At 56.9% G+C, this 16571-nt stretch carries 15 protein-coding genes and 1 other annotated feature; of the genes, 9 read left to right on the top strand and 6 right to left on the bottom strand.

Annotated features, from left to right (window positions below):
• The first annotated feature begins 74 nt into the window (after window positions 1-74).
• Window positions 75-130: a sequence feature (sul1 is cis-regulatory element that is thought to sense ions involved in sulfur or methionine metabolism; They are found in Alphaproteobacteria), on the top strand.
• A 73-nt stretch (window positions 131-203) separates the two neighbouring features.
• A complete protein-coding gene (locus LDB26_RS16485; protein WP_257539227.1) occupies window positions 204-1685 on the top strand; it encodes a SulP family inorganic anion transporter in 1482 nt (493 codons plus the stop codon).
• Between the two features lie 55 nt (window positions 1686-1740).
• Here LDB26_RS16485 and LDB26_RS16490 read toward each other — a convergent pair whose 3' ends face one another.
• Genes LDB26_RS16490 through LDB26_RS16500 form a run of 3 tightly spaced genes read right to left on the bottom strand, consistent with a single transcriptional unit; the run spans window position 1741 to window position 4141 of the window.
• The gene (locus tag LDB26_RS16490) at window positions 1741-2445 is read right to left on the bottom strand and encodes an EthD domain-containing protein (RefSeq protein WP_257539229.1); all 705 of its coding nucleotides are present in this window, start codon (window positions 2443-2445) and stop codon (window positions 1741-1743) included.
• Window positions 2446-2495: 50 nt separating this feature from the next.
• The gene (locus tag LDB26_RS16495; protein WP_257539231.1) at window positions 2496-2849 is read right to left on the bottom strand and encodes a hypothetical protein; all 354 of its coding nucleotides are present in this window, start codon (window positions 2847-2849) and stop codon (window positions 2496-2498) included.
• 11 nt (window positions 2850-2860) lie between these two features.
• On the bottom strand, window positions 2861-4141 hold the full coding sequence (locus LDB26_RS16500) for an aromatic ring-hydroxylating dioxygenase subunit alpha (RefSeq protein ID WP_257539233.1): 1281 nt from the start codon (window positions 4139-4141) through the stop codon (window positions 2861-2863).
• 520 nt (window positions 4142-4661) lie between these two features.
• On the opposite strand from LDB26_RS16500, the gene LDB26_RS16505 reads away from it, so the two are divergent.
• The 3 genes from LDB26_RS16505 to LDB26_RS16515 all read left to right on the top strand — a co-directional run bounded on the left by LDB26_RS16505 (window position 4662) and on the right by LDB26_RS16515 (window position 8246).
• Window positions 4662-5090 (top strand): nuclear transport factor 2 family protein, encoded by a 429-nt coding sequence (locus tag LDB26_RS16505; protein ID WP_257539235.1) that lies wholly within the window; start codon window positions 4662-4664, stop codon window positions 5088-5090.
• Window positions 5091-5103: 13 nt separating this feature from the next.
• Window positions 5104-5664: a VOC family protein gene (locus LDB26_RS16510; protein WP_257539236.1), complete on the top strand. Its 561-nt coding sequence runs from the start codon at window positions 5104-5106 to the stop codon at window positions 5662-5664.
• A 116-nt stretch (window positions 5665-5780) separates the two neighbouring features.
• The gene (locus tag LDB26_RS16515; protein ID WP_257539237.1) at window positions 5781-8246 is read left to right on the top strand and encodes a TonB-dependent receptor; all 2466 of its coding nucleotides are present in this window, start codon (window positions 5781-5783) and stop codon (window positions 8244-8246) included.
• Window positions 8247-8321: 75 nt separating this feature from the next.
• Here LDB26_RS16515 and LDB26_RS16520 read toward each other — a convergent pair whose 3' ends face one another.
• Both LDB26_RS16520 and LDB26_RS16525 read right to left on the bottom strand, forming a co-directional pair.
• A complete protein-coding gene (locus tag LDB26_RS16520; protein WP_257539238.1) occupies window positions 8322-9014 on the bottom strand; it encodes a TetR/AcrR family transcriptional regulator in 693 nt (230 codons plus the stop codon).
• An 89-nt stretch (window positions 9015-9103) separates the two neighbouring features.
• The gene (locus tag LDB26_RS16525) at window positions 9104-9898 is read right to left on the bottom strand and encodes an SDR family NAD(P)-dependent oxidoreductase (RefSeq protein WP_373886126.1); all 795 of its coding nucleotides are present in this window, start codon (window positions 9896-9898) and stop codon (window positions 9104-9106) included.
• 417 nt (window positions 9899-10315) lie between these two features.
• On the opposite strand from LDB26_RS16525, the gene LDB26_RS16530 reads away from it, so the two are divergent.
• The 3 genes from LDB26_RS16530 (at window position 10316) to LDB26_RS16540 (ending at window position 13274) form a co-directional block, all read left to right on the top strand.
• Complete coding sequence (locus LDB26_RS16530; RefSeq protein WP_257539239.1) at window positions 10316-11455, top strand: aromatic ring-hydroxylating dioxygenase subunit alpha; 1140 nt, start codon at window positions 10316-10318, stop codon at window positions 11453-11455.
• Window positions 11456-11543: 88 nt separating this feature from the next.
• Window positions 11544-11915 (top strand): carboxymuconolactone decarboxylase family protein, encoded by a 372-nt coding sequence (locus LDB26_RS16535; protein WP_062061707.1) that lies wholly within the window; start codon window positions 11544-11546, stop codon window positions 11913-11915.
• A gap of 147 nt (window positions 11916-12062) precedes the next feature.
• The gene (locus tag LDB26_RS16540; RefSeq protein ID WP_257539240.1) at window positions 12063-13274 is read left to right on the top strand and encodes a cytochrome P450; all 1212 of its coding nucleotides are present in this window, start codon (window positions 12063-12065) and stop codon (window positions 13272-13274) included.
• Between the two features lie 45 nt (window positions 13275-13319).
• Here LDB26_RS16540 and LDB26_RS16545 read toward each other — a convergent pair whose 3' ends face one another.
• On the bottom strand, window positions 13320-13955 hold the full coding sequence (locus LDB26_RS16545; RefSeq protein ID WP_197413654.1) for a TetR/AcrR family transcriptional regulator: 636 nt from the start codon (window positions 13953-13955) through the stop codon (window positions 13320-13322).
• A 118-nt stretch (window positions 13956-14073) separates the two neighbouring features.
• On the opposite strand from LDB26_RS16545, the gene LDB26_RS16550 reads away from it, so the two are divergent.
• Together LDB26_RS16550 and LDB26_RS16555 are read left to right on the top strand one after the other, a co-directional pair.
• Window positions 14074-15354, top strand: a complete 1281-nt coding sequence (locus LDB26_RS16550) for a sulfotransferase (RefSeq protein WP_257539241.1) — start codon at window positions 14074-14076, stop codon at window positions 15352-15354.
• Between the two features lie 59 nt (window positions 15355-15413).
• Window positions 15414-16526, top strand: a complete 1113-nt coding sequence (locus LDB26_RS16555; protein ID WP_257539242.1) for a DUF1214 domain-containing protein — start codon at window positions 15414-15416, stop codon at window positions 16524-16526.
• The last annotated feature ends 45 nt before the right edge of the window (window positions 16527-16571 follow it).

Consider the following 16571-nt stretch of genomic DNA (forward strand, 5'->3'; position numbering starts at 1 on the left):
CCCAAGCCGGCCATCCCTTCACCTTATGACAAGGTTGTGCGCTGGTGCCGCCTGTATTAGGTGAAGCGGATTCGTATGGACCCGGTGAAATTCCGGGTGGCTATTCCGGCCGCCGATCCGCCGGACAACGTGCGTCGCATGGCCGGATGACATACCGCCACATCTCTTCGCGACATGCCTGAATTTTCGGCTGGTCCCTCCTGATGAATGCACAATCTCTTTCACGTTACCGCGCCCAATGGTTTAGCGGCGCGGGCAATGCACGCCGCGACATATTGGCCGGAATGGTCGCCACCTTCGCGCTGATTCCAGAAGTTATAGCCTTCTCCTTCGTGGCAGGCATCGACCCGGAAGTGGGACTGTTCGCCTCCTTCATGATCGGTATCGTGATCGCCTTCACGGGAGGGCGCCCGGCGATGATCTCCGGCGCGGCCGGATCAGTCGCGCTGGTCGCAGCCGCGCTGGTCCACAGTCATGGCCTGCAATATCTGCTGGCCGCCACCCTGCTTGCCGGACTGTTGCAGATCGCCTTCGGCCTCATGAAGCTGGACGTGCTGATGCGTTTCGTCTCGCGATCCGTACGCACCGGCTTCGTCAATGCGCTTGCGATCCTCATCTTCTCGGCACAGGTGCCCCAGATGCTGAATGTCAGCTGGCACAGCTATGCCATGATCGCGGGCGGTCTCGCGATCATCTATCTGGTGCCAAGGGTGACAACCGTCATTCCCTCGCCTCTCATCTGCATCGTCATACTGACCGCGATCAGCCTGGTCTTTCCTATGCCGATCCACACCGTTGCGGACCTTGGTCGCCTGCCCGCTTCATTGCCTTCCTTCACGCTCCCGGCGATTCCGTTCGAATGGGAAACGCTCAAAATCGTGGCCCCCTATGCCCTTGCCATGGCAGCAGTCGGCCTTCTTGAATCGATGATGACCGCCAGCGTCGTCGATGATCTTACTGAAACCACCAGTTCAAAGGCGCAGGAATGCACCGGCCTGGGCCTTGCCAATGTGGCCGCGGGGCTGTTCGGCGGCATCGCTGGCTGCGGCATGATCGGCCAGACGGTGGGCAATGTCCGCTATGGTGGGCGCGGGCGGCTCTCCACGCTGGTCGCGGGCCTGTTCCTGCTTGTCATCATGGTGCCGCTCCGCCCATGGGTGGCGCAGATTCCCGTGGCCGCGCTGGTAGCGATCATGATCATGGTGTCGATCAGCACCTTCTCCTGGGGGTCGTTCCGCGACCTCGCGCTCCATCCCAAGGTTTCAGGCGTCGTTATGCTGGCAACGGTGGTTGTAACAGTCGCAACCCACGACCTCTCGGCCGGCGTCGCGGTCGGCGTGTTGCTCAGCGGCGTGTTCTTCGCCTTCAAGGTGACGCGTTTGATGCGGGTTACATCGCACCATGATGAGGAAGCCGACACGCGAACCTATACGGTGTCAGGCCAGATATTCTTCGCCAGCGCCGATATTTTCGCGGATCAATTCGATCTGCGCGATACCGTGCGCCGCGTGCGAATTGACCTGACCGCCAGCCATTTTTGGGATGTCACCGCCGTTGGCGCGCTCGAGGACGTTGTGACCAAGATGAGACACCATGGCATTGCTGTCGAGGTGGTCGGCCTGAACGAGGCCAGCGCCATATTGGTCGATCGTCTCGCTCCCAATGTCGGCGGAGCCATCCCGTAACGGACAGTCCGAGAGGCATTGGGGAAAGCGGCTATTGCGGGTCTTTTTACGCCGCCTAATTATCGCGTGAGAAGACCTGCTGCTCATCAGTCATGAAGAATATATTATAGGGCCTGTCGCAGAAGCGCTCTTCGTCTGCGCTCAGGATGGCCATCCCTTCGGCATCCGCGAAAAGATCGTCGGCTATCTCCATCGATTTGAACCAGATTTCCGGACCGGCATCGAAATCATATTCAGCGTCGGGATTGCGGTAGGTCTGAAGCACGTGATTCTGGATATAACGTACAGTCCGGTTCTTGTTGATCGACGCCCCAACATCGGCGTGCAGCGTCAGATAATATTCATGGGCGAACGCGCGCGTAAAGCGCGGCAGTCGCTTAAAGAAGGAAAACATCTTAAGCGGCAGATGGGACTTGTCGCGATTATACATCCAGATTTCATCGACGATCAGATGGGTGGCTTTGGCAATATGTGATGAATCCGCGAACAAATCGTGAAAAGCGGGAGTCGACAGCAATGTCTGTGGATCATCATGATTGTCGAAATAGTAACAGCCGACGCCCGCCCAATCCTGCGGCGTGAAGCCCTCTCCGCTACGGACGTCTTTCGGCACGACATGATGATGAACAGCCCGGGACAAGGAATCGGCACAAAGCGGTAGTGCACGAAGCTGGGGAAGGAAGATGTCTCGCCAATAACTGCGGAACTGCTCTGCGGAAACGTCCGGCGACCGTTTTATCAACGTCATCAGTTTGGCCATGATCTCTACCCAATTCTCATTATTATCCGAGGTTCCAAGTGGACCTCGCCTCAGATGACGCCATCGTTCCAGTCGATCTTCACATGGTGTGGAGCATCGACAAAAGGCACGCAAGGCGCGCCATAGACCTCGATGGCGGCCGCCGCCTCCGTCAGCCCAAGCGCCAGTTGAAACAGCGCATGTTCGGACGCCGGAAGATCATGATCGGCAGGAAAGTCATCCAGATAGGAAAGGATATCCCTGATCCTGGGTTCCATCGCGTCATAGAAGGCGCGCAGCTCTTCCTGACGGGAGGCCTGCCGTTGGAGATAGCGCGCTTCCGCCGTTTCGAGCGAACCCCAGATCGGGACGAAAGACTGCAAATCGGCAAAGGCTGCGGGCAGCGCCTGGTTGAAATTGGCCATGAGTTGCGCTCCTATTCCGCTGCCAGGACCATGGGGGTCGCATGGCTGCCATTGACGATGCTTTCCAGCACCGCGGCCTGGTGGCGGCAGATCATCTCGTAAATCCCGAACTGGATGAATGGCTTCGCGCCTGACTCCATCGCCGTATGTTGCTTTTCCGTGCAGGCGATATCTTCGCTGGAGATGTCCCGGTTGAACGCGACGCTCGCTTCCATGCCGAAACGCTCGGTCCATGTCTGCGGAGACTTGGCGAAGTGGTAATGCGCCTCCCAGCGAAAGCTGTCGGGCGAAATCGGCCAGTAATGCATCGTCCAGAACCCGTGCATCGCAAGGCTGAGGATACAGTTGGGAAAGATGGATATCTGTTCGTTGCTCCAATCCTCATCCTGCGTCGGGTTGAGGCCGGCGACGTCGAAAGCCCCCCGTTCCGCCGCATCGGCGACTGTCACCTGCGGCACGGCCTCGAATATCAGCTTCTGGATGGGCTTGCTCTCCGGCACGACGAAATCCGGGTTTCGCGTGTTGGACGTTCGCCTGTGGGGGCCATAAACGTCGAGCGAGACGAAATGAACGTGCGGATTTTTCTGCGAACACACCATATCCTTGGCGCTGTCGGCATGCAGCGCCCGGACATGATAGCCCTCGCTGGCGGCGTCGAACCCCGCTTTCCAGTTGGACTGGACCACGCCCGAAAGCCGGGCGGTATAGCGGAACCGGTCGAGAGGCGTATCCTCGAGCAGATCCATGACCCCACCGAGGAAATCGCGCAGGGTTTGCGCGGGTTCGGGATCGAGATTGATGAAGATGAGGCCCTTCCAGACTTCGATCGCAATCGGGGTCAGGCCGGAGGTTGCAAAATCCAGGTCAGGGAAGGAAGCGGCCCGGTCAGGCACGCCGCGAAGACGACCATCCGACGCATAGCTCCAGGCATGATAGGGACAGACGAACTGGGAGTCGCATCCCTGCTCGCCCCAAACCAGCTTCAGCGCGCGGTGGGAGCAGACATTATGGAAAGCGCGGATGATCCCGTCCTGGCCCCTGGCTATGAGTATCGACGCCTTTCCGGCTTCGACATCCCGGACGATCCAGCTGCCAGGTTTCGGCACGTCGGATTCCAGGCCAACATTGAGCCAGACGCGACGGAAAACTTCCATTTCCTGATCGAAGCGATTTTTCGACAAATAGGTGTCCGAAGCAACCTTGCCCGTACGGATTATATCTTCATCGGGGTGCATCCTGCCCAAGCCGACATCGAATTCGGCCAGGGCCTTCTCCACATCCAGCTCCATCATCCTCACTCCTGTGTGTGTCACTTATACGAGCTACTTCCGTCAGGATGCACGGCAGCGCAGGATTCTCCAAGCGCCATCCCTTCAGGGCCTCGATTCCTAATCTATGCATAATATTCCACTATAAAAAGGAAACAAGGTATTATTTTTAATTTGCATTCCGGCCGACGAAGGAGAAGTTTGAGGTCCAACGAATGCGAGTCGCGCCATAGAAGCGTGAACAGCCGACGGAGTGGGTTTCATGCAAGTCAGTCGTCAGTCAGCGCGGGAAGCAAGCGGTCCGCCTCCTGGGCCTGGATGGCGCGGCGCTGGTTATCATCGGATTGTTTGCTTCCCCGCCTGGCCTCTGTGGCGCCGGTTCATAGCGGTCTTGGGCGCTCTCACAATCGCGCTCACACTGTTCGCAAGCGGTATCAGCCTCCTCACCGCCAATATCGGCTTCGTTGTATTGAGCCATCATATCCTGCAGCGCTGAAGTATAACAGCACGACAATCTACACCCCAGGTCAACAAGGAGCGGATTATGGACGACAGGCTTGAATTTCTCCGTAAGCGCGCATGTGACGCTATGATCGCGCTGGCCGAAAATCGGTGGGTCGATGCAGACGAAGCTTTCCATCCGCACGCCACATGGTGGATCATCGGACAAGGCGAACTGTCACATGCCCGAGTCCGCGCTCTGGCGACCGAGACGGAAGGTCAATTAACCAAGCATGACCTGCGCGTAATGGGAACGGTCGCTGAAGGGAACAAGGTTGCCGTCGAACTCCGGGGCGACATGGCCTTCCCCGACGGCCGAACCTATTGCAATACTTATCACCATGTCGTCGAATTCGAAGGCGACCGTATCATCAGGCTGCACGAATATTTCGATACCTTCTACGTCCGGCAGGTCTTCGGTGGAGACCTTTACGAGCGCAAGATCGAAACCGCTGCCAAGCAACCGATTTAGTCAGGACAAGTCCATGCCAGTGCCGATCGGGAGCGTGACGGAGATCTGCTTCGTCACGGAAAATATCGAGGCCGCTGTCGACCGGTGGGCAAAGACTACCGGCGCGGGTCCGTTCATCGTCATGGCGTTCGAGCCAAGTCCAGGGAACCGCTACCGGGGCGAACCGGCCGAGGATGCGTTTCGGTCCGCGATCGGTTTCCTAGGGACGACTTTAATTGAATTGCTGCAACCAGCGAACGCTGCACCGTCCATCATTCGCGAAGTGCTGGACGTGAAGGGCGAAGGCGCGCTGCATCACATCTACCCAAGCATCAAGCCGCTGGATGCCGCGGCCTATGACGCCCAGTGCGAGGCGTATCGAGCGAGCGGATTTGTAGAAGCGCTCTCCCTGCACTTACCCGGAATGGGGCGAAACGCATTCTTCGACGCGCGCGATACGATCGGCTGTTTTCTGGAAGTGCTCGAGTTCGATCGCATCGCATATGACGCTATTACCGAACGGCTTCACGCGCTGCATCTGAACTGGAATGGCGAGGAGCCACTTCGCTCCATCGAAGCACTCTTGGCGGGCTGATCGAGCCGGCAAAGCCAAGCCGCCATCGCTTCTATGACGACTTCAACGAGAACAGAGCTCCCGTGAAAACGGCTGGGCCTCTGTCAAAATGAGTGAGAGAGAGAGAGAATTTGAACATGCAGCATAACAGACTGTTTAAGCGCCTCCTGTCCGGCTCCGCCATGGTAGCGATCACCGCATTGGCGATGGCGGAATCGGCCTCCGCCCAAGCGGCGGGAGAAACTTCGACCGCAACGCCCCAGGCGACATCGACTGCATCTGAAGACCAACTCCAGGATATCGTGGTCACGGCGCGGCGCACAAGTGAAGCGCTGCAAACCACGCCTGTGGCAGTGACAGCCCTTAGCGGCGAAAGCCTTGTACAGCGCCAGATCGCCTCGGTCTCGGATCTTGGCCGCACGGCGCCCAGCCTGAGCGTGGGCGGCGGCGGCACCGGTCCCGGCTCGCTGGTCTTCCTGGCGATCCGTGGTCAGGCTCAGAACAGCCCAACATCCTTTTCCGACGCATCGGTTGGAATCTATATCGACGGCGTATACGTGGCGCGCCCGGTAGTGGGCAATTTGGGTTTTCTGGACATGGCGAGCGCCGAAGTCCTGCGCGGCCCGCAGGGGACGCTGTTCGGTCGCAATACCACGGGCGGCGCCCTCAACCTCACATCGCAAAAACCGACCGACCGTTTCGAAGGTTATGCAAAGCTGGGCACGGGCAATTATGGCCAGCGGCTTGTCGAAGGCGTTGTCAACATTCCCTTGACGGATGAACTCGCTACCCGCTTCGCGGGTCGATACGACCGTCATGCCGGCTATTTCAAAAATCCCTTCCTTGGACGCCGGCAGGGCGATGTCGATGGCGAATATTATCTCCGCGGATCGCTGAAGTGGGAACCGACGTCGCTGCCGGTGACGCTGAACATCATCGGAGATTATACCCATTATCGGGATCATGGCGCTGGCGTTTCCACCGTCGCCATCAACCCCGACGGCGCGCTCGCGTCCTTTTATGCCCTTTCCCAGGCGGGAACACCGGGTTATGAGAATTTCAACTTCGGCAATGCCGGGCCGATTACCCAATATCTGAATCCGCAATTCGTGCCTGCCGATCAGCGTCAATTCCTCCTGTCGAACAGCTGGCGCACGGTCTATGGCGCGCCCCAAACGGGCGACCCAAAGATCGACAACCCCTTCAGCCTGACCAAGGCGGGTTCGATTACCGCGAATCTCGACATCGATCTGGGTGACGTTTCGATCAAGTCGATCACGGGCTATCGCAAGTCGCACAGCGCCAACAGCCAGGATCTGTCGGGAACGCCAACCGGCGTGGGTGGCTTTGTGAGCATCTACCACAATCATCAGTTCAGCGAGGAACTGCAGCTTTCCGGGAGTCTGGGCCGTCTCGATTATATTGGCGGCATCTACTACTTCCGTGAATCAGGTACGGAGGAAACCCAATCGGCGATCCTGTACAATACTCCCGCAGAGAATTTCCGTGGTAGCCTCGCCAACTATTATGCCGAGTCCAAGGGTGTGTTTGCACAGGTGAACTACAATGCCACGGATTCCCTGCGTATCACGGGAGGCATACGGTACACCTGGGATACGCGCTTCATAAATCGTCATGGCGTTGACGATTATCGCGCCGCAGATCCAATCTGTTCCGGCGGGATCAATGCCGGGCTGCCGGCGAGCGTTGCTCCCTGCGACGACCCCAACAAGGTGAAATTCAAGTATCCCGCATGGACGGCAGGCATTGATTATAAGCTGTCACCGGACATTTTTGTCTATGCCAAGACCAGCGGAGCGTCGATGTCAGGCGGTTATAATGGCCGACCCGTGCCACCGGAATATTCAAGCGCCTTCGACCCCGAGCATGTCAAGGACGTTGAGGTTGGCATCAAGGGCGAATTTCTTAACCGCCGGCTGCGGACCAACCTTGCGTTTTTCCATGCCTGGCAGTCGAAGGTCCAGCGCATCGTCACCACAACATTTGTCGACGGCGACGGGCAGACCCAGCTGACCCAGTTTGTCAGCAATTCCGGCAAGGTTCGCACCTATGGCGTCGAGTTTGAAGGCACGCTGATCCCGTGGCGGGGCATGGAGTTGACCGGCAGCGCCGCCTATCTGCACGCGGCGTATGTCAGGGGCAGTCGCACGGAGAACCAGCTTGTCAACGGTCTGGTTGTTCCGGTCGATCGTTCGGGGGAGCCTGTAACCCAGGCGCCCAAATATACCGCGAACGCTGGCGCAACGCAGACCTTCGACATCGATAGCGGCAAGCTGGCGTTCCATATCGATTATGCCTATACTGCGGCACGCTATTTCGATTACTTTACCACTGGCGATCCGGCACAGGCGGCAGCGGTTGCGATCGGTAATGAATCTGCGCGAAATAAGGCTTATTCTCTAGTGAACGGCCAGATTTCCTTACAGATGGATTCGGGCATCGAATTTGCAATCTGGGGCAAGAATCTGGCCAACGAGAAATGGTTCAGCAACGCCTTCAACAGCTATACGGGCTTGGGGTCCAGCGAGCAGTTCCCCAGTGCTCCGCGCACCTATGGCGGCACCGTGACGGTGCGATTCTGATTGAAGAATGCCGCCACCCGGTGGGTGGCGGCAGCGATGTTCCTACCGGAAAGCGATGATGTGCCGGCCTGCGGCTTATCCATCGGTTCCGGCGCAGTCGCTTGCCATGCGTTCAACGTCTTTCAGGAACATTTCGACATTTTCTTCAAAACACTGATCTAACGATTCCTGGGATTCTGACGGGTCGGCGCTGCGTGCATTGCTCTCCTCGTAAAGCACGCTGCCCATCACGATGACGGCAAATCGAACAAAGACGTGATAGACTTTTTTCTGCGGTATGCCGGCATTTGTCAGCGCAGCATGGGCCGTGGCGTGGAACCACTTCGTATAAGGTTGCTGCAGTACGTCGCAGCCTTGCGCCAGAACTACATCCAGCACACCTGGAAACGGCTTATATGCCTGGTGCAACGCGCCGGCCATCGCACGCAAGGTCTCGTCCCATGGCTTGTCCCGGACGTCGGGCATGCAGGCGTCCAGAATCGTTTCGACCAGAATTTCGAGCATGCCCTGCTTGTCAGTCACATGACCGTAAAGAACCTTCGGGGACACGCCCAAAGCCGATGCCACGGGTCGCATCTGAAGACCCGTCACGCCTTCGTGGCGCGCGATGTCCAGCAAGGTCGCGGCCAGTCTTTCGCGATCAAGCACCGGCCCGTCCTCAATCCGCGGTCGCCCCCGCCGGTTCGGCTTTCTTTTTTCCAGGGATATGCCGCCGCTTTCCAAATCCCTCGATTTCACTAAGTTCACTTTACCCGTCCCTTCGATCACGGGATTGTAACAGGTCTTCGTAGATAAGAGCTATAGCCGCAGTGCAAGCGGAGGGCCGCAAATCTCCAACATCCAAGCAAGGTTTCCCGCTAGAGAGACGGATTTTCGATGATATCCGCATAAGTGGGTTGATGCGCTAACATGCCTCCGTCGCAGCATATGACCTGACCCGTGATGAACGATCCGTCATCCGAAGCAAGAAATGCGACAAGCGCCGCCATATCCTCGCCTCGCCCATAGCGCGGCAATGGGGTGTGACGCGCGCTGACTGCATGCAAATCTGGAAAGCGCGCCTCCAGTTCGGGATCGGTGATGAGGCCCGGCGACACCGCATTGCAGCGGATATTCTCGCGGCCATGCTGGGTTGCAATGTGCCGCGTTAGCGCGTTGATCGCAGCCTTCGACGCGCCATAGGCGATCCGCGCGCTGTCACCGGCCAGGGCCGCGTTTGACGAAGTATTTATGATGACGCCGCCACCCACTGCCCGCATGTGGGGGATCGCATGTTTGCATGCGACGACATAGCCGCGGACATTGACTTCCATGGTCTTGTCCCAAGCCGGCAATGATATGTTCACCACATCGGTGTCGCTGTTCAGGAAATCTACGTCGAGCAAGGCGGCGTTATTGTGGAGAATGTCGATCCGGCCGAAGCGCTGGACTGTCGTTTCGACCATGGCCCGGATCGATTCCGGTTCTCCGGCATCGAATATGAAGGGCAGAGCGCAATCGCCAATGTCTCTGGCCACGCTTTCGGCCGCTTCTCGCGACCGATCGGCGACGATCACTTTCGCGCCCTCGCTCGCCAGCCTTCGCGCAGTCGCGGCTCCGATGCGACCGCCGCCGCCCGTCACGATCGCTACCCGTCCGTCCAAACGCTCCACAGGCATTTCCTTCTCAATTTTTCTTTTGCATGTTGCAGAACGAGGAATGGCGCGGAGCGCTTGCCAGCCATATGCAGACAACATCGAGGCGCATCATCATTCATGCAATTTCAGGCTATCGTGCATGATATACCACATCAAGCCTAAAGCTGTATTGCAGCGATGACTTTGATGAAGCGGTCCTGACAGGATTGCCCCTGATCGATCTGAATGAAAAATAATCCTGATATATGAATATACTACGCCTAGCTTTGGCATCAACCGATCATGCTATGCATAATCATAGATGACATATATGATATTGAAAACGATGCGAGAGTCGATCCACTATCTGTTGATCAAGGGAGAGAAGCGATGAACGGCACTCATGCAAGCCAGGACACCCCCGCGACTTCCAATGGAACACGATCTGGGTCGATGGACCAGATTGCCGCGATGCGGCCTGTGCCCGCCGGTCGATATACTGATCCACGCTTCCATGATCTGGAAATGGAACATCTGTGGCGAAGGACGTGGCTGCATGCCGGCCATGTCAGCGAGTTGCCTGATAACGGCTCCTACAAGCTTTTTGAAAAGGTCGGCCTGTCGATCATCATCAGTCGTGGCGGGGATGGCGAGGCGCGTGCGTTCCATAATATCTGCCGGCACCGCGGGTCGGCATTGTTGCTGGAGCCCAAAGGAAACGCTCGCCGGTTCGTCTGCCCCTATCACGCCTGGGGCTATGATTTTGAAGGCAGGCTGAAGTCCGTGCCCGAGCAGCAGGACTTCCCCTGCCTTGACAAGGCGGAGCATGGGCTGATCCCTGTGCGGTGTGAGATCTGGCGCGGCATGATCTACCTGAATCTGGACCAGCGCGCAGAACCTCTGGCGGATTTTCTAGCGCCGATGGCAGCGCAGATGGAAGATTTCCCCCTTGAGGAAATGGAGGTCAAGCAGTGGATCACTGTCGAGATGCCATGCAACTGGAAGGTCGCCTACGACAATTTCCTGGAAATTTATCACGTCAACACGGTGCACGCCGTATCGCTGGCACCCTATCTTGATTCCAAAAGCTTCGATGTGACCCTGCTACGCAATGGCCATGCCCGTTTCCTTACCCGCAAGAAGCAGGGTGAAACCGTTTTCCAGACCGACAGGACCGCCGACGGAGAAACCGCTCAGCAATTCAGGGAAGCAACCATGGGCCTGCCCTTCTTCCCAAATGGCTTTACGGCGCTGGATCCCGTCGGATTTGCCTGGCAGACTTTCTGGCCGGTGAGTCCGAACACGAGCGTTATGGAGGCGCCACTGTTCGGCTGGAAGAGCAACGGGAAGGCCGACGCAGACTTCTGGCAGGACATGCGCCGCAATACCGAAGCGATCCTAGCGGAGGATCTGCGACTCTTCGCCAGCCTGCAGCGCGCGGCGGCAAGCGGCCTGATGCCGGGAGTATTAATGGGACGTCAGGAGCGTGCGTTATATTGGTATCATCAGGAAATTGATCGCAGGATAGGCGCAGAACATATTCCTGAAGAGCTGAGGATAATTCCAGCACTGACCTCTACGTCCGAGGCCTGAGCGTTCCCCTCCCATGGTATGACAAGCCCCGCCAGCGCCAATCACTACGGCAATGGCTGGCGGCGGCATTGATCGAGAAGGATGAGCGATGACTGAAGATGAAATGATTGCGCGTGGGAAGGAGATTTTCGAAAAATGCTATGGCGACGTTATTGCACCGCCTCCCGTTATCGAGAGCAAGGCTCTGTCCGGCTTGGCCATGAAGATGTTCAACGACATCTGGGGCAATGAAACACTCAGCTTTCGTGACAAACGGTTGATCGTCCTGGGCATCATCGCCGGATTGGGCGCGGATTCCTCTCTTTTTGAAATCCACTCCAAATCAGCGTTGCGTAACGGGGAGTTGAACGCGGATGAACTGCAAGCCGTCCTCCTGACGGCTTTGCCTTATGTCGGCTTTCCTCGTATTTCGCCTTTGGTACGCATCATCGACAATGCTATTGCCGAGCATGGCAGCTAGTCGCTCTACCATTTATTCATTATATAAGAATAATCACTTATTCTTATAAGTATATTGAATATCCACGACTTGAGATTAATGTCCGACGACAAATGCCCGCCGCCCCGCAGCAGCGGGGAGACAAGCAGCGTCAGGACGGAGGATCAAATGGCTACCACTGCTCAGGCAATACCCGCGCATATTCCGTCAGAGAGAGTGCGTGAATGCCGTCTCTTCGACCGTGAAATCACATACGATAATCCCTATGATGCGGTCATTCCGCAGATCCACGCAGGCCCCGACATATTCTATGCGCGCAACGTGCTGCAAGGGCCCGTGCCCGGCTGGGTCATTCGTCGCGCTGCCGATATTCGCGCGATCTACAACGACACGGAAAATTTCTACAAGCAGGGGAATACTCAACTCGCGAGCTTGATCGGTGAAAATTGGGACATCATCCCGACCGAACTGGATCCTCCCCGCCACTCGGGATTCCGCACGGCTCTCAATCCGGGCTTTTCGCCTGCGAGAATGGCCGCTCTGGATGGACGCGTTCGTGAACGCGCCCGCCATTACGTCGACAGGTTCAAGGACAAGGGCCATTGCGAATTCGTGAAGGATTTCGCTATTCCCTTTCCGGTCACGATCTTTCTGGATTTGCTGGACTTTCCGCTGGCCGAAATCGACCAGTTCCTGGAATGGGAAAATATATTGTTGCGTAGCAACGACAATGGCAGCCGTGCGATCACCGTGCGGGCGGTCAAAACCTATTTGCTGAAAGCGATCGCCGATCGAAAGAAGAATCCGGGTGACGATCTGATCAGCAAGACGCTCCAACTGGAAGTGGATGGACGGCGTTGGACCGATGAGGAAGTGTTCGGCCATTGCATGAATCTCTATCTGGGCGGCCTGGATACCGTGACCGCCAATCTGGGTCTGCATTTTCATCATCTCGCCACCCATGCCGAAGATCAGGAGATGCTGCGCGCCCAGCCCTCGAAGGTAGTCGTCGCCATCGAGGAACTGCTTCGCGCCTATCCAGCCGTCACCACCCTGCGGATATGCCGCAATCCCTATACTCTGGATGGGGTGACGATCATGCCCGGCGATTATGTCGCCATGTCAACCCCGCTGGCTGGCCGCGACCCCGATCTATATGATCAGCCCAACGAAGTGAGGCTGGACCGCAAGCCTTCCCATTTGACCTTGGGCTTCGGCATTCATCGTTGCCTCGGCCAGCATCTCGCGCGCAGAGAGCTTCAGATCGCCATGCAGGAATTCCTGGCCGCGATCCCGTCCTTTTCCATAGAGCCCGGCTTCAGGGTTCCCTTTTTCCTGGGCAATGTCATTCATGTGGAGCAACTGCGGCTCGTCTGGTGACACTATTTGGCCATGGGCGGTGTGTGCCGCGTCGTTGCAGTCGGATCAGGCATCCACCGTGACCGGCATCTTGCGCATGGCCTTGAGGATGAAAAGGAGACCAAGCTCTTCCATATAATGTCCGGCCTGATCCTGCGTCATGTCCTTTGACATCATCTTTGCTATGAAACGCCCGAAGGAAATCGAACCGTTGGTCATGACATTGATCAGTATCAAGAGATCGTCGGTTTCGATATCGTCCGAAAAGTCGCCAGCTTCGCGCCCCCGTTCGATGATCTTTTCCAAGCATGCCACAATCTTGCCAACCAGTTGCGGCCACTGTTTGTAATAGATTGGGTGTTCGTCATTTTCCTGTTGCTGGGCAAGGTCCAGAATGACATGCCCGCCGTTGCGCTTCTGTATATCGAAGAGGCGGCTGACGAACAGAGACAGCGCGTCAATGGGCGGCAGGCTATCATAATCCTGCCTGATCAAATGGGCTTCATGACGTCGCGAAATATCGTCCAGCACCGCCTGATAAAGGCCATGCTTACTCTCAAAATAGCGGTAGACGAGCTGCTTGCTGCAGCCGGAAAGCCGGGCAATTTCATCCACCCGACCTGCAAGCAAGCCATGAGCCGAAAACTCCTGCTCCGCCGCGTCCAGGATGCGGGCGATCGTCACGGCGCTGTCGCGTTTCATTCCGTCCGTTTCATACATTCCAGCCTGCAGGTTGACTCGAGGTCAACAAATGCCGTTGGAGTTGACTCCTATAATTATGCATAACGTCCCCCATAATTAGAAACAAGCGGGATGAGGAATGCACGGGGAAACCTATGACCGGCGCGAGGCCTGGAAGCCGGCGCCGCGCCCTGAATGGATGGCGAAGCTGAACGCTCTTGGCGAAGGCCTGGATGTCAGGGCGATCATTCCGCTAAAGCCAGAATCCCTGATCGCCCAAGCGATTGAATCCACTGGTCTTGAAGATTTCGGCGAAGGCGATTGGCGGCAGCATCTTGAGGTTCTGGCGCATGCCCTGGATGACGAGGCCGATCTCCATTTCGCCGGCAGATTGCTGACTCGATGCGAATTGCTGATGTATCTTCAGGCCCGGTTGCGGATGGTCGCGGCCGCCAAGACGTCGCCCGAGATCGTGCAGAGGCCGATCGACCGCCCGCTGTTCATCACCGGCTATGCGCGTTCGGGTACGACGATACTGTTCGAGGTGCTGGCGCAGGATCCGCAGTTTCAGGTCGTCACCAAATCGGAGGCGCTGTTTCCCTGTGCACCGTCAGAGGTGGGAAGCACTGACGTAGAGGACCGAAACGCGCGCGCTGCCTCTTACAACGACCTGCTTGAAGAAATGACCCCCGAATTCAAGTCAGCCCACAAGTCTGGCGCGGAACTCCCGGTGGAGAGTCTGGAAACTGAATATCCGGCCTTCCTGTCCGACGTCTTCACGATCGCTTTTCAGATTCCGTCATATGCTCGTTATCTGAAGACGCAGGATCTGACCCAGACACTGGAGTGGCAGAAGCTCACGCTGCAAGTTCTCCAATCGCAGCATCAGGGGCGCCACTGGCTGATGAAAAGCCCATCGCACCTCCCTCACCTTCGCAAGATACTGCAGGTCTTTCCCGACATGCGCGTGATCTTTACGCATCGGGACCCCCTGGTGACGGCAGACTCCGTCGTGAGCGTCATGGGCACATTATACTGGCTGAGAACCGACAATCCCTGGGGCAATGGCGGACGCGAAAGTTGGTCGCTATCTTCGGCGGTGGATCGCGCTGCGGCTTGGGACGAAGTGATCGCCCTGATCGAAAGCGGCGATCTGCCGCGCGGCCGCTTCGCCAATTTTCACTATGCGGAATTCATGACCGATCCCATGGCGTCGATCAGAAAGATCTACGATGATCTCGATATGCAGCTTTTGCCAGAAGTCGAGCAGAATATGCTCCAATTTTTGGAACAAAAGACGAAAGGTAAGTTCGGTAAACATGAATATGAGCTAACACCTCATCACGTCGTCCAAGATGAAAGAAATGTTTACGCACGATATGAGGCATTTTTCGGCGTAATGCCTGAAATTTCCGAGTAATCATCAACATATTTTTGATTGGCCATGTGTTTCGGCCGATCCAAGCCTAGGGCGAAGCCATGACGAAACTTGCAATCGGCGATGCAATCAAGCGGTGGGATGCCTTCTGCACCGGGCTTATGCACGCTGGGCGGGACATATTGATGACCGCGGAACAGGCCGACGCCGTCTCGCAGGCAGAGGGGCTGCGTTATCTAACACGATTACTGCGGAGCGGGATCGAGAAGTTCGTCGAATATTCCGATCCGCAAGACCCCTTTCTCGCGAATGTATATAACGAACATCTCAAATGGGGCCTGGACAATCCCGACAGTCTCTACGCGCTCGCATATGTGGACGGGACGCGAGAATATGAGATTGTCGGCAATGTCGGCAGCGTAAACTATTTCAACTTCACCACGGCGAAGATGTCGTTGAACGCCAAGTATGAAATCACCGGCGTGCTGGACGGTCCCGATGTTCAGACCGACGCCGACGGAAATTTCAGAGTCGTTCTCAGCAGCAAAAATCTAGAAGCGAACGGCGTCCATATGGACCCCGAAACCAACAGCGTGATGGTGCGGCAAACCTTCGCCGACCGTTCCAGCGAAAGGGAGATGTCCTTCAAAATCGCGCCGATCGGCAAAATCATGCAGGCTCCTCCTCTCCTGACCGAAGCCTTGGCCCGGTCGGAGCAGGCGCAGTCCTTCTTCGAGAACACCGGGCGTACTTTTCTCAACCTGGCGGCCGCGATGCGGAGGAAGCCCAACACGCTTCCCCGCGTCGATCAGGATTTCATGCTGTCGTTGGGCGGAGATCCCAATTACGCCTATTTCTGGGGGTCATTCGACCTTGCGGAAGGTGAGGCGCTGGCCATCCAGTGGCCCGAGGTACCGGTGCATGAAGCATGGAACCTGTGTCTCTACAATTTCTGGCTCGAGTCCCTCGACTATACGAAGGGCCGTATCCTCCTCAACAATAATCAGGCCATCGCGAATGCAGACGGCAGCATGACGCTCGTTGTGTCCGACCAACGACCCGCTGCGGGCAATTGGCTCGAAACGCTGGGGCATGTCCAAGGCCACATGATGTCGCGCTGGATTCATCCCGCCAAACTAGTCCTGCCCCAAACCAAGGTCATACGCCTTGCGGACGCCGATTGGGATGCGCTGACGCGGCGGTGGCCGGAATGACGTAATTATTACAATGCTTTGAACAAACACGGGCAAAGACCGCGA

The sequence above is a fragment of the Sphingobium sp. CFD-1 genome (assembly GCF_024611115.1).
GTDB lineage: Bacteria > Pseudomonadota > Alphaproteobacteria > Sphingomonadales > Sphingomonadaceae > Sphingobium > Sphingobium baderi_A.